Below are 19,974 nucleotides of genomic sequence, written 5' to 3'. Positions count from 1 at the left end.
TCCCTACTATACAATTAAGATTTTGTAATAATTGAAGGTGTGTAACCTAATGTTTCGGAGAGAAAACGATTGATTTCTCTCATTGCCATGTCTACTTCTGAAACGCTCCCCACAATAACAAGACTTCCTGTAAAACGATCTAAAAAACCTAATTGAACATGTGCAGCTTTTGTAGCCAAATCACCTGCAATGATAACCGTCTCACTTGGAGTTAATGTTAGAATGCCTAGAGCTCCTTCTTGCTGTATACCCAATTTTTCAAACATATCCGGATCTGGATTTGCAATTAAATGGCTTAATGTAATTTGTTTTCCCGGCACAAACTCTTGAATAAAACGCTTTTTTTCTTCACTCATAAAAAATTACCTCTCCCTTATCGTACAAATTCTATACAATGCTTACATCACTTGTGTCTTACTGCTTTTTTCTTCTACCTTTTCATTTTCTTCAGCTGCTGAACTTAAGTACTCGTCTTTTCCAATAATGCCTGCTTCGCGATCCTTCTTTTCTAGCTCCAAGGCTTTTGGAACAGATAGCCAATATGCTAAACCAATGCCTATTACACCTGCAGAGAACTTCCCGATAATAACTGGAAGAATTAATGTCGGCTGGAAATTGGCTGTAAAAGACAAATGATCTCCTAATAAGAATGCCGAGCAAACCGCAAACGAAATATTAATAACTTTGTCTTTTGGAGGCATACTGCGAATAAGCTTAAACATCGCTAAAATATTAGCAATTGTAGCTAAAATACCTGCACTTCCTTCTTTACTTAGTCCGAGTTTTTTCCCTACAGCTTCAAGCGGCTTTCCTGCATATTTTTGAAGCAAATAAACCATTGGAAATGCACCAGCAAGCATGATGCCAATATAACCTGCTGTTTCTAGCGCACGGAATTGATCCGTTTTATCAGCCATGATCGGATGAAATCCCCAGCTTCCAAATAAATGAGAGAATAGGCCCGTAAAAATTTCAACAATGGAGAAAACAAGAACTAGCTTAATTCCGGCATCCATAATACGCCCAAACCACATAAATCCTTTAATCATTAAATCTGGCAAGAAATATAGTCCTACCGCTAATAGCACAACAAATAATAAAAGTGGAGATAAGTTCAAAATAATTTTCAAATAACTTATCGTAAATTCGTATGTTGAATCACTTGTAGTTGAAATAATTTTACGCACATCAGAGTTGGTTACCATAATTAAAACACTTGAAATAAAAGCCCCAATTGGGATCGTTAACACACCTGACATGACGCCGAGCGCCATATATTTGTGGTCGCGTTTATCAAGCATGGCCAGTCCTACTGGAATTGAGAATACAATGGTTGCTCCGGCCATAAATCCTACTATCATGGCCATGACCCATCCTTCATACGACTCTTTTAATACGTGTGCTAATTGATATCCTCCCATATCCGTTGCTAAGATAGAGGTTGCAGCGATAGCAGGATCTGCCCCAATAGCTGAGAAAAAAGGACCGCATACCGTACTAATAAACCACGAAAGATATGGAGTTGCAGCCATGATACCAGCTGCTGGTATAAAAATGTACCCAATAGAATGCAAGCCCTCCATAAATTGCTTTCCTAACCCTTCATCACTGTTTCTAATCGCAGCAATAGCCCCACACACTGCACAAGTCATGATAATATAAATCACGATTTTCCCAATGATAACCACACCCAATTCCCCCTATATGATAATTTTTATTTAAATAGATAATAGTTTAACTATTTCTATCTATTTAAAGCGTATGAAGTAACCTGTTAAGAGCTTTGCTACTAGAGAAAGTTTAAAATTGTTCCCTTAAAAAAGACAAAAAGGTGCCAGGTGGTTTTTTATCACTTAAAACCACTAAGCACCTTTGCTCAAACTATTTACTTGTACAGTGAGGTTAAGTTCCATATTTCTCAATGATGTGTTTTGCTAACTTCTCTAGTGTAACCTGCTTTTTCATGCTAATCGTCCGCATTTTTTTGAAAGCACGATCTTCTGTTAAATTATATTTATCCATTAAAATTCCTTTTGCTTTTTCAACAATTTTTCGTTTCTTCAGTTCATTATTCATTTCCTGAACTTTTTGCTCATACATTTTTGCATTTTCTGCTTGCTGTAGAGCGATTTCAACTGCTGGAATTAAATTTGATTCAGCTATCGGTTTTACTAAATAGCCTACTATATTCGCTTTTTTTGCTTTATCAATAAACTCCCTCTGGCTGTATGCTGTCAACAGCAGAATAGGAATATTATATTTATTTGAAATAATTTCACTTGCTTTCAGTCCATTTAACTTAGGCATTTTTATATCCATAATAATCAGATCTGGCTTTAGTGCAAAAGCTAATTCAACCGCTTTTTCTCCATCTCCAGCTTCTCCTACTATTTCATAACCATTATCAGAGAGCATCATTGATAAATCTAGTCGTACAATTGACTCATCTTCAACAATCATAATTCGTTTAGTCACGGTGTCCGCCTCTTTCTAATGGGAACCTAGCTGATGCCATGGTGCCATTTGCAGTTCTCTCAATCGAAAATTGACCAGATAAATCGTGAGTGACCATCATGGTAACTATATCTAATCCTAAAGATGGTTTGGCTTCTTTTGAGTACCCAATACCATTATCTTTAATTGTAACCTCTATCTCGCAGTTATTCTGTTGAAAAGAAACGTGAACCTTACCTTCTTCTCTTCCCTTAAACGCGTGTTTCATACAGTTTTGAATGAGCTCATTAATAATTAATGCTATGGAGACAGCTTTATCCGACTCTGTAAAAAGCTGAGTGCCCGAATATTCAATTGAAATATTTTTATTTTCATCCGTAGAGCTATACACTAGCATATTACCAATTTTCTCAATCAAACTAAGAATATCTACATTGTCTACACTAGAGTTGGAAAGAATAATCTCGTACACAGAAGCGATACTTAAAATCCGGTTAAGACTCTCGACAAAATGAGCCTTGCTTTCTTCAGGAAGGCCCCTTCTCATCTGAAGCCTTAATAAACTCGCAATAGTCTGTAAATTATTTTTGACGCGATGATGAATTTCTTGAATCATAACTGATTTGACAACAAGTTCTCTTTCTCGCTCTCTAAGTTCAGTCATATCTCGAAATGTAATAAAAGCGCCATTCGTTGGATTTTCTTGTTTTAAACTAACTTTTTTGACTTGAAATACCTTATTTAAGATGGTCACTTCATGCATAAACAACTTTTCTGGATGATAAAATAACTCTTCTAAACAAGGAAAATATTCGATGATTTGATTGCCTGTCTTACATTCTGAGGAACAGACTTCAGAAACCAAATTAAAAGCAGCAGAATTAAAATATAGAATGTTTAAATTAGGATCAATAAAGAAAAGTGCCTCTCCAATAAACTCTGGAATAAGCGAAGCATTTTCTGTCATCTCCATTAAAATTTCGCTTAACGTATCATTTGTATTTGATAACGTTTTCATTTTTTCTTGACGTTCAACTACTTCACTGATATCTTTCTCCATAATCAATGTAGCAATTACACGATTATTAAATCCTTTAATAGGAACCACACTTTGTTCTACCGTTTTTCCTTCTTGTGTTAAGGCACGATTTAAAGACATCGGTTTTCCATTTCGCAGCGTGTAAAATACTGCTGGTTCAAACGCTTCGTACACAAATTTCCCTGCGACTGGACGTTCATAAACTGACGGTGCAGTTTCTGGTGCAGCTTCTGCCACTACAACTGCATGCTGTCCTTCTTTTGTTAAACAATCGATAAACACACTTGCTCGGTTTAAATCAGCAATAAGCGGCAAATTTTTAGCAACTTCATCAATCTTTTGAATATCGACTTCTGCTAGATTTGTATGAAGCCTGCATAAAGAATTTAAGGATAAGGTATGAGTCATATGTAAACTCCTAGCTGCTTTTAAACATTTAAGCATTAAAATATTAGAATATAATAAGTATTATATTTTTCTGAACTTTCTTTGTCAATGATCCATTTTGATGCAAAAATATTTACTTTACGAAGGAAATCTTATTTCTTCTATGTCTTATCCCCCCTTTTTCTAAAGGTAAAAGTGGGCGATCGTGGTCTATCTCCCAGTTGAATTCGCATAGATATAGTCCCTGGGCTTTAAAGCTTTTTACGTAAAAATTAGTATTCTGTTACTTTGTTAGTAATAGCTTATATAGTGAGTTTTGGATTTCAAAAAAAGATAAAATCAACTACGGAGCTGCTTAATAAAAAGAAATACTTAATAATATCAAGTAGCAAAGGGGCGTTTTAATACGATGTCAGTGTCCATAGGAATATGGATTGCTATGTTTGTTGCCATATTTGGGGGCACACTCCGGATATAGGTTAGATAAGAAAAGGAAAAAAGCAGAGAAAAAAAAGAGATCATACAGCACGATAGCAAACTGTATGATCTCTTTTTTCAGCCTTTTTTACATCTATTTAGACGAATAAGGTTTTATTTTTACACGCGGGTAGGCACTTTGCAAAGCTACATCATAGTTTAACTCTTACCTCCGTACCGTCAGTAGCTTTGACATCTACTAGTATCATTCCCTTATGTTTCTTCAGTTCCTTAACAATAGGCTTTAGCATGCTTTTATCTATTATCGGAAAAGTGAAATTCAGCCCTTTTCTTTTAAAATGTTCTTTTGTCCATTTATCCGCATGCTTCTGTATAAATTTTGAAAAAGCAACGCTAATAGCAATGTTTAAAAGAGCATATGGAACTGGAATGCTAAATCGAACATCTTTTGTTTTCACTTTTACATGAATCATAAGCAAACCATTATTCAATGATGACTGAAACGGTATCTCCGTTCGCCGATTTAATATCAACAATTTGGCCATCTAACTCGTTTTCGATTGCTTCAACAATCAGGTTTATATCTATATCTTTTACATATTTTTCTGATTGAGGAATACTTGCTGCGATGCTGTGTCCCGCCATTAATACCAGCTTGACAAGCTTGATCGGCAAATTAACCTTTACATTATCGTTTTCAGTTGACACAACTCGAATTTTCAACATTTTATCTAGATACGCATTCGGTTTCTTCAAAAGCTTATTTCCTGTTTCTTCTTTTTCCTTTAATACTTGTATCAGTTCTGATCCCTTTTCTGCATCAATTTTGCCTTCTTGAACCATTGTTAACACTTTTGTAATTTCCTCTTTCACAAAAATCCCCCCTATTCTTCTTTTAAGAGCTTGATGGCTTCTTCTGCTGTAATTTCACCATTTTCTAGCATAGACACAACTTTCTTCTCGTCTACTTCATTTTTCTTCTTTTCTAGATATCCAAGAGATGAAATGATGTCAGTAAGCTTGCCTCGGACGGTTGGATACGAAACTCCCAGTTCCTTTTCCACTTCTTTGATATTTCCTCTGCATGTTAAAAACACTTCTACAAAATGAAGCTGATCACTTGATAAGGATGCCAGCTTAGATAATTCAAACTCATTTTCAATCGTCGTGTGACAATGTCTGCACTGCAGCTTTGTGATTTTTAACGTTTCACTGCAGACAGGACAATTTGTAAGTACTTTATAAGCCATAATCAAATCCCCTTCTTTTAGTTAATTTGATTATATAACAAATATTCAATATTAAAAACGATAAAATTAAATAATTTTAATAAATAAATTAAAAATATAAATTCTTATTTAAATAATATTAATATTTTTTAACCTACACATAAAATCAAATAAAAAAAAGAAGGGTAAAAACCTTCTCTTAAAATACATAATTGCTTTTCAGCTATCATTCAATTGATCTATTTACCCTGCAATCTGAGCTCTAGTAAAAGTCCCATTTATATTTCCTTCTACAATGATGCTATGCCCCGCAAACATATCTCCATCAGAGAAGTAAAAATCAAAGTCTCCTTCTGAATAAACGGATATAGTATCTAAACTCATAAAATCCATAAACATGTCTTTTGTAATTTCCTCTATTTCATCCTCTTCCTGCAGCCAATCATTTGCTAAATCTGTCAGTTCCGCTGCGGCGTACATTCTAATTTTTTGGCTCCCTTTATCCTGCTCCTCAAAAAGTGTATGTGCTGTCTTCAGCGCAGATTTCATCATACTTTCATCTTCATGCCAATCAAAATACAGCTCGCACTGTTCATTCGCCCAAGAAAGGTTTCTTTCAAAAACTTTAATACCTTTTTCAAGTGTAAACTTGCCAAGCTTTTCATCATGATAATAAATTGGCTTCACTGATTCTTTTACTATCGTTTCTAGCTCTTCGTCTTCATACTCTGTTTCCAGAATGTTAACAAGCATCATTGAATCCGTTCCCCTACGTACTTGTAGCTTTATAACCGTGTTACTTTGCAGTAAGTCCATTGCTTTTTCTATTTCTTCCTCGTTAACTAACCACCTAAGCGGTACCTCTTCTTTTTTTACAGCTTCATTTTCATCTAAACTTTTCCATGCAATTAAATCAATTGATGCTGTCCATAAAGTCTCTCCATGGGACATTCCAGCACCAATTCCTACTGAACCTGTAACCGCTGCTATGTCAATTACTTCTTCTGAGAATCCTTTTTTAAATTTCTTTTTTTCACTGAATTTACTCATTTAATGTACATTCCCCTCTTTAACTGCTTTTGAAAAATTCTCCCTAAATATATAGTTGCAAACTGATATGTCGTTCTCTACTTTTATTTTTTATAGCGGTCCACCTTCAAAACCAATAGGCCATCCGCTCCTGTTAAATTTTACTTTATATTGAAATACATTGGGGTAATCCCCATAAACAAAAACTAAAGAAAATCCTGTAAGAATATGTCCGTCAAAATTTAAAAGCCGCCCAAAACTTACAGAGGACAGATAATAGACACTAGATTTTTGTGTAGAAATGAACTGCTTTAAATACTCGAATGACCTTTTAAGATAGATATGTAATTGTTTTAATATACAATCCGCCATTTCAACAAATTCCTCATATGGCTTTTCACTATTTCCCTCTACCGTAACTTCAACTTCTTGCCATTCTCCTATATCCGTACTCCAAAACCATTGCCTTGTAACCGGGACTTCCGATTCGTATCCACTAATATTCCATTTTTCCGCTATATTTTCATCCAGTGCTTTAGATAGAAGAAGCTTTTGATACCCCTTTTGCTTGAAGTTAGAGATTGTGTAATTTTGTTCAAAAAACTCAAACTGACTCATTTATTCACCTCTTCCTTCTATGTTTTTACTACTATGTAGATATATGTTTTGACTTCCTACGTTTAATTTTAGTATTACACAAAGCAGACATCAATTGGATTACTTATTCTTCTTTAATAAAAAGACTTTTCCCAATTACTGTTACTATAGTAAATTACCCCTTTTAATATGAATACACAGGTTCCAAGTTTATCTAACACCTTTTTGTAATTTCCGTTTATTTGAATTAGTTAAATAAAAATGCACTGCTTATTTAACTTATATTGATAATTTTTTCATGTTTCGTTGCAAACATATAAAAGGGGAATATATGATTTCACGTAAGTCGTTAAATTAACTAAATTTTTTCCCCTTTTCAAATAAATACTGCACTCCATATAACAAATATGCTTTGTAATGAAGGTAGATAAAAAATTGAAAATGACTTAATCGGTTTAGACTTACAATTTTCAACCTTTTAAGAACATCAATGAAGTAAAAAGCAAAGATTCCATCAACTACAATATTCAGTAATAAAAACTTCTTAAAGTTTCCATACGAAGATTTAAGCAGCCACATTGAAAGTGGCATATAAGGTCCAATACTAAAAGGAAGTTCATCTTTTATAAACGAATCTTTTTTATCATAAAATCTCCACCACTTCCTCTGATGCCCATACAAATGATTAATAATTTCAAAGATAATAATAAAAATCCCTGCTAACGAATAACGTCTCATGCTGCGTTTTCCTATAAATAACAACGATAACCACGGAATCGCTATTATAGATAGGTTAAATCCTAAGTGTTTTCTTGATATCATAAATGAACTCACCTCAATGTACTTTATCTAGTTCTTCTTATAGTGTCCGCCTATTACAAAAAAAAACACAGACCATCCAATGGTCTGTGTTTTTTATTAATGTGCTTTTTGTTCCACATTGACTCTCTTGATAAAGAACGAGATAACCAATCCAACAATGGAAACAATGATCGCAAAGACGAACGCATGCTGAACACCGTTGGTGAAGGCAAGAACCTGGTTTAATGGATCCATTTTATTTGATACCGTCTCAAGGAAGCTTCTTGAACCCGATGACAGAATGGAAATTCCAACCGCTGTTCCAATTGCGCCAGAAACCTGCTGTAAGGTGTTCATAATCGCCGTTCCATGCGGATACAGCTCAGGTGGAAGCTGGTTTAATCCATTTGTTTGAGCTGGCATCATAATCATCGAAATGGCGATCATAAGCGCAATGTGCAGAGCAACGATAAATCCTGTTGATGTTTCTAGCGTTACGGTTGAGAAACCATACATGGTGCCGGCTACAATCACAAGTCCAGGGATAACTAACCATTTAGGGCCAAAACGGTCAAATAACCCGCCCATAACCGGTGAAAGAATTCCGTTAATCACTCCTCCAGGAAGAAGCATTAGGCCAGCAGCAAAGGTTGATAAAGCTAGTGATGTTTGTAAGTATAGGGGTAAAATCATCATCGCAGACAATAGTACCATCATACAAACTAGAATTAGCAGAAGACCGATTGTAAACATCGGATACTTAAAGGCTTTAAGATCTAACATTGGCTCTTCCATCTTCGTTTGACGAATAGAAAACGCAACTAACGCAATAGTTCCAATCACAAGAGTTAGAATAACCTGTAGACTTCCCCAGCCCCCGCCTTCTCCGGCGCTGCTAAATCCAAACACGATTCCGCCAAAACCGATTGTTGAAAGAACAACAGAAATCATATCGATTTTTGGCTTCGTTGGTGTGGTAACGTTCTGCATAAAGAAAGCTCCAAACACTAAGGCAACAAATAACAACGGAAGTGAAATCCAGAAAATCCAGTGCCATGTTAATGTTTTTAAGATTAAGCCTGATACAGTTGGTCCAACAGCCGGCGCAAACATAATAACAAGACCGATAATCCCCATTGATTTTCCACGTTTATGCGGCGGGATAATAACAAGAATCGTGTTAAACATAAGCGGTAAAAGTAAAGCAGTTCCAACGGCCTGCACGACACGGGCAATCATGAGTACCCCAAATGTTGGTGCAATAGCCGCAATAAATGTTCCAATGATGGAGCAAATTAGAGATGCTATAAAAAGCTGTCTGGTCGTAAACCGCTGAAGAATAAAACCTGAAATAGGCACCAAAATTCCTAACGTTAACAGATACCCTGTTGTCAGCCACTGTGCGGTTGTTTCGTGAATGCCAAAGCCAGAAATTAGCTCTTTTAACGCCATATTTAAAGCTGTTTCACTAAATAAACCGATAAATCCAGCAATAAGAAACGACGTTATAATCGGCAGCACTTTGATATTAGAGCTTTCGGCTACTGCTTGTTGATTACTCATATTAAATTGTCTTCCTCTCTTGTACATACTCTTTTTGGTGAACATTTTTCTATCTCAATGATAGGTTGATTAGCAGACAAACAATGCATATTGATATAAAGATTAGGGATAAGTTTAAGGCATTATGTTGACTAAGCTTTTTCTTTCTCTTCTCTTTTGACCGAAGTGCTTTTTGTCTTCTAAATTCGTTTCTTTCCACAGATACCTCTCCATTTCATTTCTAAATCAACTTTAGAAACCTTCCTATGTAAACTAATTTTCACTCATAATATGGAATTTTTAATAAGTAAGTTAAAACGAAATAGAACTATAAAATGAATTTCACTCTACATAACAGGAATATTGTAACACAGCTATAAGTACTGTTTCTATCTAAAATATACTAAATAACAATAGCTATATACCTAACTTAGTGCCCTGTGACAATTAAAATTTGTTTCTGTTATATGATTTTTGTTCCGTTTGCCCTAACAAAACACAACTAACTTTTTAATCATCAGTCAAAAGAAATAGTATCAGAAATGAAGTAATAGTAAAAATTGATACTATGGAGGTGTTTTCTTATGAAAAAGTATGAAGTAACATTTCATCTAATTAACGGTGAAATAAGTCATTTAGTTGAAGCTAAATCACTTATTCGTGCAAAGAACTACATACAGTATAGGTTTGAAGATAAAAGTAAAATATTGGATTTATCAAATGAGTTGGTCATTGTTAAAAGAAACGTCCAATACTTTACAGTAGTTGAAAAAGAATAATTAGCTATGTAAAAGGACGTTATCTACAAAAGTAATGTCCTTTTCTATCCATACAATATCTTATAGGGTAGTCTCTTTTTTCCTATTCTAGTTCTAGTCACTAAAATTTTTCTCCGACTTGAAGCCAAAATAGATTTTGCGCCCTCTAAGCGTACCTTTAATTTAGTCTACTAATTTTTCTTTTTTGGATAAAATTCATTATTTCATACTTTTTAGATAAAGTAAGAAACAAGCTAAATACATGCATTTAATGTGCAGACAAACGCTCTCTGAGGAAATTGTTTTTTGAGACAAACAACTCGAATTCACATACTAAATTCATCTAAACAAAAGGCTCCATCAAATTTTAATATTGATATTAAGCGTAAAAACAGAACTCCCTATTTTATGAAAGCTCTGTTTTGTTTATTCACTATTATGTATATTTTCTGCGTCACAACGTAATTTATAAAAATCCTGAACTAATGTATTTTCTTCTAAAATGAATTCTTTCATTTTACGTAAAATTCTTTTCCCTACACGGCGGTCCAACACACACAATATTTTTATTAACAACATATCTGCAAAGCGTACATGTAGAAATTAAAAGAGCAAACTCACTGCCATGCGAGTTTGCTCTTTCAATTCTTCACTCAAATTGCTCGAGTTTAACTTATTGTCCTATATCCTTCATCCTTTTAAGAGCTTTTCTATATTCTTGATCTCTCATATGCAGCATTTTATCAGCAGAAGGTTTAGGCTGACCAAATTTTTTTAAAGCTTCTCTATACTCGCTGTCACCAATGACTTGAGTTGAAACAGCCTCTTTAAGTGAACGTTCAACAACGGGAGTAGCTTTTTTATTGGGAAGCTCTTCCGTACTCAGCTTTTCTTTATGTGTTTCTTTGTCATGCGGCTTATGAGCCAGCTTGTGGCCTTTACCTGTTAGGAACATCAAAAACGAAAGAACTAATACTACAATGCTCAATACACACGAAAACGTAGAAAATGTATGATACGTAATGATTTCAGATTTTACATGTAGAGATTGAGTGAAATTTTCTTTACTAGCCACCTGGCTCTCTGCGCTTACTGTTGCAAGGTGATCTTTATACACCTTTGCAAAGACGATACTGCTGATTACAGGGATGACCGCAGATACTGTAACTCTTATAAATTGAACCGTGACCATCCGAGGGACTAAACTTGGTAGCGGTCCGCCTAAAGCAGCACCCATAAGACCTGCAGCAACTGTGAACCCTACTCCTGCGATTAAAGCGGTAAAGCTGCTAACAAAGAGGAAAGCAGAAACATGACCGTCTACATACATCCACTGTATGTTCACTCCCATAATAATGACCGCTCCTATAATCCCTAATACGCCCGGTCCAACTTTATCGTATAATACGGCACTTAATATGGCGGCAATTACTATTCCAGCAAAAAGCCCGATATAGATCAATGAAGTGTCTCCTTTATCAAAACTAGATCCGCTTTTAAGCATTCCTTGTAGAGATAAAAGAGTTAAACTCATGCTAATATTGCCTATAACAGCGATCAGGATAGCAAGAGTTGGTTTTCGAGAAGCCACTAATCTAAAGGGAATTAAAGGATTTTTAATATGCCATTCTGCTGCAAATAAAAAGCATAGAAAAATGATGCTTCCCACTATGCCTATCCAAACATAGGTAGATGCCCATCCTGATTTTTGGAGATTAAGTAATGTAAACGTAATAAACGCAGTAACCATAAACATTAATGCTGCACCGATGATGTCAAACGGTTCATGATGTTTGTGCTGTTGCTTGGCGTGATCATTTGTTAAAAATTTGTAGCTGAAGCATATTCCCAGTAAGGAAAGGATGGCTGCTATATAGAATAACCATCTCCAGTGTCCGTAGCTGTTCACTAACATTCCGAGAAAAATGCCCACAACGCTAGATCCATAAAATCCGCCGATAAGAATCAGTAATGCCAAGTTCCGCTTCTGAATCGGAAAAGAAAGAACCAGCATTGGAATCATCATCATAAGTGCTAAACCCGTTCCTGTTCCTTGTAAAAAACGACCAATGCCCATTCCTAAGAAGCTGTTAGAAGCAATACTTACAATAGCTCCTATAAGAAATAAACACATCGAAAGAACATACGTCCTTCTCTCCCCTAGCTTATGTCGAAGGATAGGTCCAAACGGAATACAAAATGCAAAGCTTATAACCCCTATTAAAACCGGTGTTATCGAAATATAAGATTGATCGTTAAACGTTTGTTGGAGAATTTCACGTATAGAATTTAATGACGTGTTTAACATTAAACCAGGACCAATAGCTAAAACTGCCAGTAAGGAAATCCCCCAGTGTTTTTCTATTTTCATACTACAATTCCTTTCTGCCTTTCATGATTGTAAAAAACTAAAAATGAGGCATTCATGTTTCTTCTAACCATCACAGTAGCTAGGGTAAAGAAGAAAAATGTTTATCCGCATTTGAACAAACTAAAAAATAAAGCTTCAGTAAGGAAGCTTTATCTTATTTTCTAAACCTGCCACTCGAATTGGCCCTGAAAGTGTTAAGCTGGTTAATTTTTCAGCCATAAATGCAGGGCTGAATTTCATATCACTTTCTAACCAAGAACAAATGACACCTATATGAGCTGATGTGATATAACTAATCAGAATATCTTCAGGGATATCAAGTCCATCCTCTGCTTCTCCAATCGAAGAGATTAGCTCTCCATACACTCTTTTCTTTACAATTTCCGTCATATGACTTCTAAATTGAGGTAATCCTCGATCACTTAGCATAACTTTAAAATAATCGGCATGGTCATAGATGAATTCAAAAAGCTTTAAGAAAGAAACAGATTCATCGTTTTCTTCTACTGCTGCGGAATCCTCATTATTTTGTTTAGGCTTTACTTTCTCTATTAGCTCTTCTAGAACTTCATTCATACTCTGCATGAGAAAGTCTTGCTTATCTTGATAATGCAAATAAAATGTTCCCCGCGTTAATTCCGCTTTTTCCGTAATTTCTTGAATCGTAATGGACGTGACGTCTTTCTCTTTAAGAAGTTCGACTAAAGCGTCTCTTAAGTATTTATTTGTTCTTTTTATCCTAGGATCTACTTTTGTTTTTTTAGACATCGTTCGTCTCCTTGTATAACTATTATTGAGTCTCAGGCACATGATTATGACTTGTATAGGTGCAGCCATTTAGACCTTTTCTGGTGATTAACTATTTAAACTGTCCTGTATCATCAACATACATTCTGCACACGATGTAAACTAATGAACATTATGTATATTAAGTCTCACAAAATATAATCAATCTGTCAATATCAAAAACTGACTAAGAACGAATCATTTGGTTATTAGATATGGATGGCGCGAACGTAAGAGCGAAATCTTTTGTAATGAAAGAAAAAAGAACTGAAAGATATAACTGGCGATGTAAAAAGTGCTGGGTTTTTATAGGAGGGATTTGAACTATTGAAGCAGCTTTTGCATAGCAAACTAATCAAATACGCACTGCATTTCCTTTATTTCAATAATTAACCCTTCTCAAGAAAGGTCTCCCCTCTATAGTAGACCTTTCTTTTTTATATGCCTATAAATAAAGCTTACAGAAATATAAAATAAGAATGGGTTTAGGTCCTACGAAATGTTTTAGCTTATCTTAAAGATAAGAAATTCTTCTTAATGAGCATTGGTTGGCTTCTTGCTGCAATTTGGGAGCATAATAACTCAATTTTTTGATAAAATAACAAGTCTCAGGAAAATGATGTATCAAAAATCTTAACGTTTCCTTATTTAAAAGCTTGTTCTCCTTGTATTTTTCGGTCATAGCATAAACAAACTGGCTCATTTCAATAGTTGTTTTCCCCACTTCTAAAGCAAATTCTGTTTGTCTTGCAAAACCTGGCTGCTTAAATCGCAAATACCCCTTTAAATGATGATTTTGTACAATGAAAGCCTGAAACTTTCCGATATATGAATCTGCTTGTTTAGATATCATAATCTCAATCGGATCAAGCAGGTTTTTAAACAAAACGGCATGTCCAAGCTGATCTTCCAGCCATAAATCCATTAATTTGACTAAGCTAAGAGGAACCGGCTCCTTTCCTTTTACTAGATAAGATAAAAATCTTAAATATTCCTGATTTTCACTTAACGTACCATTAAGATAGGTTGGAGATAAGTTTAGATTCACTGCGTTTTCAATTCGAAGAGCCTGAAGAGACCCTTCAAAATCAAAATACCCTTTGGTAATTGACCAGGCCTTTCTCGAGAATTCTATTAATGCAGGATCGTTGTGCATAACATCGGGGGATAAATAGTTCAGTTGTTTTAGCAAGTCATCAAACAAATGAATATATTGCTTAGCTGTTCGGACGTATTCGACTTCCTTCACCGATAAGTGATCTCGTACAAAATAAGCATGGTCCTGAATTATTTCTAACCAAAATAAATGTTCCTCCCATAATGAAATCATTACTAGCTCTCCCTTCGGTTTCCTTACTACTACATGTTTATTAGAAGCTTTAGAAGAAATGAACCAAAGTAATAAAAAACAGGATCTCTTATTTCATCACATAAACACTCATGAAAAAGGGAATATATATACATATCCATATTTTTGAAAAGGGAGTATATCATTTGAAGAAAAAAGATAAATTGCTAATCATTTTGATGACGATTTTACCTTGGCTTAGTATTCCGTTTATTGGTAAAAAAACGCTAAAAAGATTCCTTCCAGGGAGTCTTTTTATGAGTTTGTATCTTATTGCCGAAGGCAGGTTTGCAGAGAAGAAAAAATGGTGGTGGTTTCCGTACTCAATCAAGCCGAATGTTCTAGCAGAATTACCGTTAATATTTGGCCCCTTTTTAGTTGGAGCTTTGTGGATATTAAAATATACTTACGGAAAGTTCAACTTATATCTTTTAGTAAATATACTTATTGATTCTTTTTTTACTTACTTCGGACTAAAATGGTTAAAAAAAATAGGATACGTCTCTTTAGCCCGGCTGACTAGATTTCAATTATCCATTGTTTTTTTAATAAAAACGTTTGTGCTGTATGGGTTTCAGATTGTTTATGAAAAATGTTGCCACCTATCAAAGAATTCGTCTTTATAAATTTTGCAGTCTAAGATAAAAAACAAAATAAAATGTCTATAAATGGGAGTATATTAAAGAAAAACATTAATGAAATAGATACTGATTGATAAGTGGAATTATGATTTTTTAGATACTATGTAGTTACCTCAGGAAGCTAATGAATCCTATGTCTTAAGGCTTAAAAAGAGTGAAAATAAGGTTAAGTAAAAAAAGAAGTCACCTTTTGGTAACTTCTTTTTTTACTATGCATATGTGATTAAAACAAATAACATATAATTGTTTTATTTTTCACTATCTTCCTCGGCAGGTTTTCGTTTATGTTTCTCACTAATAATTTTTTTGTTCAGTATCCTTACCTTACCCATCATCAGCAGCCTCATATCTTTTACAATATATTTTGCCAATTCTTCATCAGAGATATCATCACCCTCAATATCGAGACGAAATTCCTGCCCTTGTATTCCACCGCCATTAGTAAAATCGACTTCAAAGTCAAAAATGACTCTTTTATCCATGTCTAATCCACCTTACTTTATTTTAATTACCTAATATATATTCGGTTTAAGAAAACAAATTCCCGATCTAACTATCTAAGGAAGCATATTGTCTGATAGGTCCTGGTAAAAGAAATTTCAAGTTCTAGAATGTTATTTAAAAAGGACAATGGGTTGAATAAGCTCCGCTCTATTAACTCATCTTAACAGTGTAACTATATATTGAAGGGAGATTTAAAAATGAGTCAGAAACGCGATAAAGGCAATAGTCAAAAAGGCAAATCAACTAGCAATACGGTAGATCCAGTAATCGCAGCAGAAGACGTGGAAAAAGCAATCTTTCCAACTAATAAGCCTCCGGGCAACGCAAAACCTTAAAAGAAAATTAGAGCTGTATTATTAGCTGCCTGTTTGGCAGCTTTTTTCATTAAGAAAAGATGTTAATTAATAAATACGAGTAGTGGACAAAATATTGATTCTTTACGTTTTATTTAAGTACCGAAGTAAGTTACATGTGTACTCATAAGATCAAAAAAATGAACTGTAGGAAGCTATGTGGAGACAATTATCTAGTATCTCTTCTTTAAATTATTTTATCTTGACACTATTCTAAAGGCGTGATTAGATATAATTGTTAACTTTATATTAATAAAAGTTAACATATATTTATTTTCGGTGGTGAAAGTGCATTGTATTGGGAAGAAGATATTAAGAGAGAACTTGCCTATTTAGATGAGATTTTTCAAAAACGGCACCTTGTTACTACAGAATTTGCTGAAGAACCATGGCTTACAGTCAATGGACATAGGATGTTGAACCTTGCCTCTAATAACTATTTAGGCTACGCAGGAGATAAGGGGCTGAAGAAAACAATGAGTGATGCTGTGATGACATATGGAATAGGAGCAACAGCTTCACGCTTAATAGTAGGAAATCACTCTCTTTACGAGAAAGCAGAAAGAGCACTTGTTAATTGGAAAAAAGCTGAGGCAGGACTTATTATCAATAGTGGTTATAATGCAAACCTAGGAATCATCTCAGCCTTGGTTCCGCGTAATGGCTTCATCTTCAGCGATAAGTTAAATCATGCAAGTATCATTGATGGGGCCCTACTGAGCCGTGCAAAACTTCAGCGCTATCGCCATAACGATATGAACCACCTAGAAAATTTATTAAAAAAAGTTCCCTTGGAGTCACGGAAGTTAATTGTAACAGATACTGTTTTCAGCATGGATGGTGATTTCGCCAAGCTCAAGGAGCTTGTTAAATTAAAAGAGCAGTATAACGCCCTACTAATGGTTGATGAGGCTCATGCAAGCGGTATATACGGAAGAAATGGTGAAGGATATGCGCATTTTCTCAATCTGCAAGATAAAATTGATATTCAAATGGGAACGTTTAGTAAAGCGCTAGGGTCATTTGGAGCTTATGTTACCGGAAAACAGTGGCTCATAGATTATTTAAAAAATAGAATGCGAGGATTCATTTATTCAACTGCTCTTCCCCCTGCTATACTCGGTGCAATAACGGCTGCAATTGAAAAGGTGCAACAAGACACAGAGCGTCGCGCACTTCTTCAACAACATGCACTATTTTTCAGGAAGGCCCTTACATACGAAGGATTTAACACATGCAAGAGTCAATCTCAAATCATTCCAATTTTGACGGGAGAAAACAAAATAACAATGCAGTTTGCAGAGCGTTTACAGAAAGAAGGAATTGCTGCTATTGCAGTTAGGCCTCCTACTGTTCCTGAAAATAAAGCAAGAATTCGTTTTACTGTAACAGCTGATCATACTCGAGAAGATTTAAATTGGGCCATAAAGAGAATTTCTCTAATTGGAAAAGAAATGAGTGTGATTCAATGAAACAAGCCACTATTATAATATTTCCCGGATGGGGAATGGAAAAAGCAGCGTTTCATCCAATCATAAAACCATTGTCTACTATATGTAACGTTTTGTGTACAGACTGGAGAGGTGTAAAAGAACTAAGTGACTTTAGAGAACGAGCAATCCAATTGCTTACTTCTACTCAAGGTACTGTTTATTTAATGGGTTGGTCATTAGGTTCCCTTGTAACGCTTGAACTTGCAAGTTTATACCCTAACAAGATAGAAGGACTCATATTAATTGGCGGAACTAGTCGCTTTACAAACGACATGCATAATACATTTGGATGGGAACAGCGCATCGTGGAACGTATGAAAAAACAAGTACAGTGTAATAAAGAAAAAACCCTTACTGCATTTTATAACGCTATGTTCACTAAATCTGAAAAAGAAGAAGAATTTCATCATCAATTTATGGAAGTTGCTCAGCGTGATTATCAAGGAGACAGTATGTACTCCCTCCTTACAGGGCTGGATTATTTACTTCAAAAAGATGTTAGAATGCAACTAAATCAAATTCAAACTCCTTGTTTGTTGATCCATGGAAGAGATGATCAAATATGTTTACCTGAGTCTTCTTCTTTCATAGCTGAAAGAATTGGTGGAAAAGCGCAGCTGTGCATTCTAGAAAAAGCTGGTCATATTCCTTTTTTTACGAAGCCTCAGCAATGTACGCAACTTATAGAAAAATTTCTCGAAAAGGAGCTCATTTATGATTAATAAGCAACTTTTAAAGAAAAGGTTCAATAATCATGCTAAAACTTATGATGCTTATGCCGATGTACAAAAAAGCATGGCAAACCAGTTAATAGATCAGCTTCCCACTAATTTCTTTAACCAGAAAATAGCTATTCTTGAAGTTGGCTGCGGCACGGGTTATTTAACACAATTATTGTGCGAACAATTTCCTAAGGCTGCTATTACAGCAGTTGATTTGTCATCAGGAATGATTGAGTTAGCAAAGAAAAAAGTAATGGAAGATCGAGTTTCATTCATATGCGGAGATATCGAGGAGGTAAGTATAGAAAGACGTTATGACCTTATTATTTCGAATGCAACATTTCAGTGGTTTAATAGTCTTCATACGACAATAAAAAAATTGTATAAACAACTTAAGCCTACAGGCAGCCTGCTATTTTCAACCTTTGGTAATCGTACATTTGAAGAGCTTCATTCATGCTACAGTCATGCGAAACAAAAGCTTGGTCTTTTCAGTAACAGTTCACCTGGCCAATCGTTTTTTTCTCTTGAAGAGTTGTCTCAAATTTGTGAACGAGCATTAATTCCATTGAGAGAGCATCCATTTAAACTATCAAAAATGGAGAAACTAGAGGTTCAATACTTTCCGACGGTTCAGGCATTTTTTACATCAATAAAAAAAATTGGAGCAAGTAATAGTAACGAGGAAAGCTACTGTCAGCGCCCTTCGTTTTTTCGTCAGTTAATCAATTTATATGAAAATAATCATCGTGACGAAAATGGCGTAAAAGCAACCTATCATTGCTTAATGTTTAATATTACAAAAACGAACCAATAGCTAATCCTGACCTGGTTACTCTCTAGAAGTGATGGATTGCCGCCAGTAAAAAAGGGTACTCTTCTATTTAGAAAAGTACCCTTAAATAATCAATTAGATTTAATTAACTTACTGTTTTTTAGAAACTAACTCAATAATATTTGTTATACCTTGCTCATTGTACCCTGTTTTTAATAACTGTATTTGAATATGTTCAGATAAATTTGTAAAAATGATTGGTGTAACAAGTGATTTAGCATTTTCTTTAATGTAGTTTAGGTCTATTTTTAAAAGCGGGGTTCCTTGTGTAACCTTTTCTCCCTCTTTAATTAGACATGTAAACCCTTTCCCATTCAAGTTCACTGTTTCTAACCCTACGTGAATTAATAACTCTAGACCTTGATCTGTTTTTAGACCTATGGCATGTTTTGTAGGAAAGATGCTAACAACCTCCCCATTTATAGGAGAAACAAGAGTATTATTAGTTGGTTCGATGGCAAAACCATCTCCCATCATCTTTGAAGAAAAAACGGCATCAGGGACTTCTTCTAGAGGCATAATATATCCATCAAACGGAAGTTTGAATGCGCTTCCTAAAGTTGTGTAGTTCATTTCTTTTTTCTCACCTGTTGCAGCAACTTCAGTCTTTGTCTTCGCTTCAGGTACTTCTTTGTTATTAGAGCCTT

General features: G+C 34.9%; 21 protein-coding genes and 2 pseudogenes. 6 read left to right on the top strand and 17 right to left on the bottom strand.

Features of this window, described 5'->3' with window-relative positions; genetic code table 11:
• Window positions 1–14: 14 nt before the first annotated feature.
• From eutS to ACFX4R_RS02115, 11 genes are all read right to left on the bottom strand, one after another.
• On the bottom strand, window positions 15–356 hold the full coding sequence (gene eutS, locus ACFX4R_RS02165) for an ethanolamine utilization microcompartment protein EutS (RefSeq protein WP_013058372.1): 342 nt from the start codon (window positions 354–356) through the stop codon (window positions 15–17).
• A 42-nt stretch (window positions 357–398) separates the two neighbouring features.
• The gene (gene eutH, locus ACFX4R_RS02160; RefSeq protein WP_080781589.1) at window positions 399–1,688 is read right to left on the bottom strand and encodes an ethanolamine utilization protein EutH; all 1,290 of its coding nucleotides are present in this window, start codon (window positions 1,686–1,688) and stop codon (window positions 399–401) included.
• A 214-nt stretch (window positions 1,689–1,902) separates the two neighbouring features.
• The gene (locus ACFX4R_RS02155) at window positions 1,903–2,475 is read right to left on the bottom strand and encodes an ANTAR domain-containing response regulator (RefSeq protein WP_013058374.1); all 573 of its coding nucleotides are present in this window, start codon (window positions 2,473–2,475) and stop codon (window positions 1,903–1,905) included.
• On the bottom strand, window positions 2,468–3,901 hold the full coding sequence (locus ACFX4R_RS02150; RefSeq protein WP_377568538.1) for a histidine kinase N-terminal domain-containing protein: 1,434 nt from the start codon (window positions 3,899–3,901) through the stop codon (window positions 2,468–2,470). The genes ACFX4R_RS02155 and ACFX4R_RS02150 overlap by 8 nt, the downstream gene beginning before the upstream one ends.
• Before the next feature lie 608 nt (window positions 3,902–4,509).
• Window positions 4,510–4,791, bottom strand: a complete 282-nt coding sequence (locus tag ACFX4R_RS02145) for a hypothetical protein (RefSeq protein ID WP_043978267.1) — start codon at window positions 4,789–4,791, stop codon at window positions 4,510–4,512.
• A gap of 10 nt (window positions 4,792–4,801) precedes the next feature.
• Complete coding sequence (locus tag ACFX4R_RS02140) at window positions 4,802–5,191, bottom strand: SHOCT-like domain-containing protein (RefSeq protein ID WP_043978240.1); 390 nt, start codon at window positions 5,189–5,191, stop codon at window positions 4,802–4,804.
• An 11-nt stretch (window positions 5,192–5,202) separates the two neighbouring features.
• Window positions 5,203–5,568 carry a DUF2089 domain-containing protein gene (locus ACFX4R_RS02135; RefSeq protein ID WP_043978238.1) on the bottom strand — a complete coding sequence of 122 codons (366 nt, stop codon included), beginning with the start codon at window positions 5,566–5,568 and terminating at the stop codon, window positions 5,203–5,205.
• Between the two features lie 222 nt (window positions 5,569–5,790).
• The gene (locus tag ACFX4R_RS02130; RefSeq protein WP_377568534.1) at window positions 5,791–6,597 is read right to left on the bottom strand and encodes a DUF2262 domain-containing protein; all 807 of its coding nucleotides are present in this window, start codon (window positions 6,595–6,597) and stop codon (window positions 5,791–5,793) included.
• Window positions 6,598–6,687: 90 nt separating this feature from the next.
• A complete protein-coding gene (locus ACFX4R_RS02125; protein ID WP_377568531.1) occupies window positions 6,688–7,194 on the bottom strand; it encodes a hypothetical protein in 507 nt (168 codons plus the stop codon).
• A 333-nt stretch (window positions 7,195–7,527) separates the two neighbouring features.
• Window positions 7,528–7,995: a hypothetical protein gene (locus tag ACFX4R_RS02120; RefSeq protein WP_377568528.1), complete on the bottom strand. Its 468-nt coding sequence runs from the start codon at window positions 7,993–7,995 to the stop codon at window positions 7,528–7,530.
• 96 nt (window positions 7,996–8,091) lie between these two features.
• Window positions 8,092–9,537: a DHA2 family efflux MFS transporter permease subunit gene (locus ACFX4R_RS02115; protein WP_043978210.1), complete on the bottom strand. Its 1,446-nt coding sequence runs from the start codon at window positions 9,535–9,537 to the stop codon at window positions 8,092–8,094.
• A gap of 563 nt (window positions 9,538–10,100) precedes the next feature.
• Between ACFX4R_RS02115 and ACFX4R_RS02110 the strand changes: the two genes are divergently transcribed.
• The gene (locus ACFX4R_RS02110; RefSeq protein ID WP_043978207.1) at window positions 10,101–10,295 is read left to right on the top strand and encodes a hypothetical protein; all 195 of its coding nucleotides are present in this window, start codon (window positions 10,101–10,103) and stop codon (window positions 10,293–10,295) included.
• A 405-nt stretch (window positions 10,296–10,700) separates the two neighbouring features.
• Here the strand turns inward: ACFX4R_RS02110 and ACFX4R_RS29410 are convergent.
• The 4 genes and pseudogenes from ACFX4R_RS29410 to ACFX4R_RS02095 form a co-directional block, all read right to left on the bottom strand.
• Window positions 10,701–10,850 (bottom strand): annotated as a pseudogene (locus ACFX4R_RS29410) (SF0329 family protein); the annotation flags it as partial.
• Window positions 10,851–10,947: 97 nt separating this feature from the next.
• On the bottom strand, window positions 10,948–12,645 hold the full coding sequence (locus ACFX4R_RS02105) for an MFS transporter (protein WP_377568525.1): 1,698 nt from the start codon (window positions 12,643–12,645) through the stop codon (window positions 10,948–10,950).
• A gap of 135 nt (window positions 12,646–12,780) precedes the next feature.
• On the bottom strand, window positions 12,781–13,413 hold the full coding sequence (locus ACFX4R_RS02100; protein ID WP_097823059.1) for a TetR/AcrR family transcriptional regulator: 633 nt from the start codon (window positions 13,411–13,413) through the stop codon (window positions 12,781–12,783).
• Between the two features lie 532 nt (window positions 13,414–13,945).
• On the bottom strand, window positions 13,946–14,761 hold the full coding sequence (locus tag ACFX4R_RS02095; protein ID WP_230185655.1) for a DUF2935 domain-containing protein: 816 nt from the start codon (window positions 14,759–14,761) through the stop codon (window positions 13,946–13,948).
• A 164-nt stretch (window positions 14,762–14,925) separates the two neighbouring features.
• On the opposite strand from ACFX4R_RS02095, the gene ACFX4R_RS02090 reads away from it, so the two are divergent.
• Complete coding sequence (locus tag ACFX4R_RS02090) at window positions 14,926–15,405, top strand: hypothetical protein (protein ID WP_013084378.1); 480 nt, start codon at window positions 14,926–14,928, stop codon at window positions 15,403–15,405.
• Between the two features lie 263 nt (window positions 15,406–15,668).
• Here ACFX4R_RS02090 and ACFX4R_RS02085 read toward each other — a convergent pair whose 3' ends face one another.
• A complete protein-coding gene (locus ACFX4R_RS02085; protein ID WP_377568521.1) occupies window positions 15,669–15,902 on the bottom strand; it encodes a cyclase in 234 nt (77 codons plus the stop codon).
• A 219-nt stretch (window positions 15,903–16,121) separates the two neighbouring features.
• On the opposite strand from ACFX4R_RS02085, the gene ACFX4R_RS02080 reads away from it, so the two are divergent.
• From ACFX4R_RS02080 to bioC, 4 genes are all read left to right on the top strand, one after another.
• Window positions 16,122–16,259, top strand: a complete 138-nt coding sequence (locus ACFX4R_RS02080) for a hypothetical protein (RefSeq protein ID WP_013084380.1) — start codon at window positions 16,122–16,124, stop codon at window positions 16,257–16,259.
• A gap of 311 nt (window positions 16,260–16,570) precedes the next feature.
• Window positions 16,571–17,749, top strand: a complete 1,179-nt coding sequence (gene bioF, locus ACFX4R_RS02075; RefSeq protein ID WP_377568518.1) for an 8-amino-7-oxononanoate synthase — start codon at window positions 16,571–16,573, stop codon at window positions 17,747–17,749.
• Window positions 17,746–18,492 carry an alpha/beta fold hydrolase gene (locus ACFX4R_RS02070; RefSeq protein ID WP_377568515.1) on the top strand — a complete coding sequence of 249 codons (747 nt, stop codon included), beginning with the start codon at window positions 17,746–17,748 and terminating at the stop codon, window positions 18,490–18,492. Before bioF ends, ACFX4R_RS02070 begins: the two co-directional genes overlap by 4 nt.
• Window positions 18,485–19,309 (top strand): malonyl-ACP O-methyltransferase BioC, encoded by an 825-nt coding sequence (bioC, locus tag ACFX4R_RS02065; protein WP_377568512.1) that lies wholly within the window; start codon window positions 18,485–18,487, stop codon window positions 19,307–19,309. The genes ACFX4R_RS02070 and bioC overlap by 8 nt, the downstream gene beginning before the upstream one ends.
• Before the next feature lie 108 nt (window positions 19,310–19,417).
• On the opposite strand, the pseudogene ACFX4R_RS02060 reads toward bioC, so the two are convergent.
• Window positions 19,418–19,858: pseudogene (locus ACFX4R_RS02060) on the bottom strand (PTS sugar transporter subunit IIA); the annotation flags it as partial.
• Between the last annotated feature and the right edge of the window lie 116 nt (window positions 19,859–19,974).

Source organism: Priestia sp. YIM B13490 (genome assembly GCF_042787735.1).
Taxonomy (GTDB): Bacteria; Bacillota; Bacilli; order Bacillales; family Bacillaceae_H; genus Priestia; species Priestia megaterium.
The sequence above is the reverse complement of the archived record's forward strand: the minus strand, read 5'-3'. Positions and strand labels throughout refer to the sequence as shown.

Coding starts and splice junctions, on each gene's coding strand:
- eutS (WP_013058372.1), bottom strand. CDS start 356: ATGAGTGAAGAAAAAAAGCGTTTTATTCAAGAGTTTGTGCCGGGAAAA.
- ACFX4R_RS02150 (WP_377568538.1), bottom strand. CDS start 3,901: ATGACTCATACCTTATCCTTAAATTCTTTATGCAGGCTTCATACAAAT.
- ACFX4R_RS02145 (WP_043978267.1), bottom strand. CDS start 4,791: ATGATTCATGTAAAAGTGAAAACAAAAGATGTTCGATTTAGCATTCCA.
- ACFX4R_RS02135 (WP_043978238.1), bottom strand. CDS start 5,568: ATGGCTTATAAAGTACTTACAAATTGTCCTGTCTGCAGTGAAACGTTA.
- ACFX4R_RS02130 (WP_377568534.1), bottom strand. CDS start 6,597: ATGAGTAAATTCAGTGAAAAAAAGAAATTTAAAAAAGGATTCTCAGAA.
- ACFX4R_RS02125 (WP_377568531.1), bottom strand. CDS start 7,194: ATGAGTCAGTTTGAGTTTTTTGAACAAAATTACACAATCTCTAACTTC.
- ACFX4R_RS02120 (WP_377568528.1), bottom strand. CDS start 7,995: ATGATATCAAGAAAACACTTAGGATTTAACCTATCTATAATAGCGATT.
- ACFX4R_RS02115 (WP_043978210.1), bottom strand. CDS start 9,537: ATGAGTAATCAACAAGCAGTAGCCGAAAGCTCTAATATCAAAGTGCTG.
- ACFX4R_RS02110 (WP_043978207.1), top strand. CDS start 10,101: ATGAAAAAGTATGAAGTAACATTTCATCTAATTAACGGTGAAATAAGT.
- ACFX4R_RS02105 (WP_377568525.1), bottom strand. CDS start 12,645: ATGAAAATAGAAAAACACTGGGGGATTTCCTTACTGGCAGTTTTAGCT.
- ACFX4R_RS02100 (WP_097823059.1), bottom strand. CDS start 13,413: ATGTCTAAAAAAACAAAAGTAGATCCTAGGATAAAAAGAACAAATAAA.
- ACFX4R_RS02095 (WP_230185655.1), bottom strand. CDS start 14,761: ATGATTTCATTATGGGAGGAACATTTATTTTGGTTAGAAATAATTCAG.
- ACFX4R_RS02085 (WP_377568521.1), bottom strand. CDS start 15,902: ATGGATAAAAGAGTCATTTTTGACTTTGAAGTCGATTTTACTAATGGC.
- ACFX4R_RS02080 (WP_013084380.1), top strand. CDS start 16,122: ATGAGTCAGAAACGCGATAAAGGCAATAGTCAAAAAGGCAAATCAACT.
- ACFX4R_RS02070 (WP_377568515.1), top strand. CDS start 17,746: ATGAAACAAGCCACTATTATAATATTTCCCGGATGGGGAATGGAAAAA.
- bioC (WP_377568512.1), top strand. CDS start 18,485: ATGATTAATAAGCAACTTTTAAAGAAAAGGTTCAATAATCATGCTAAA.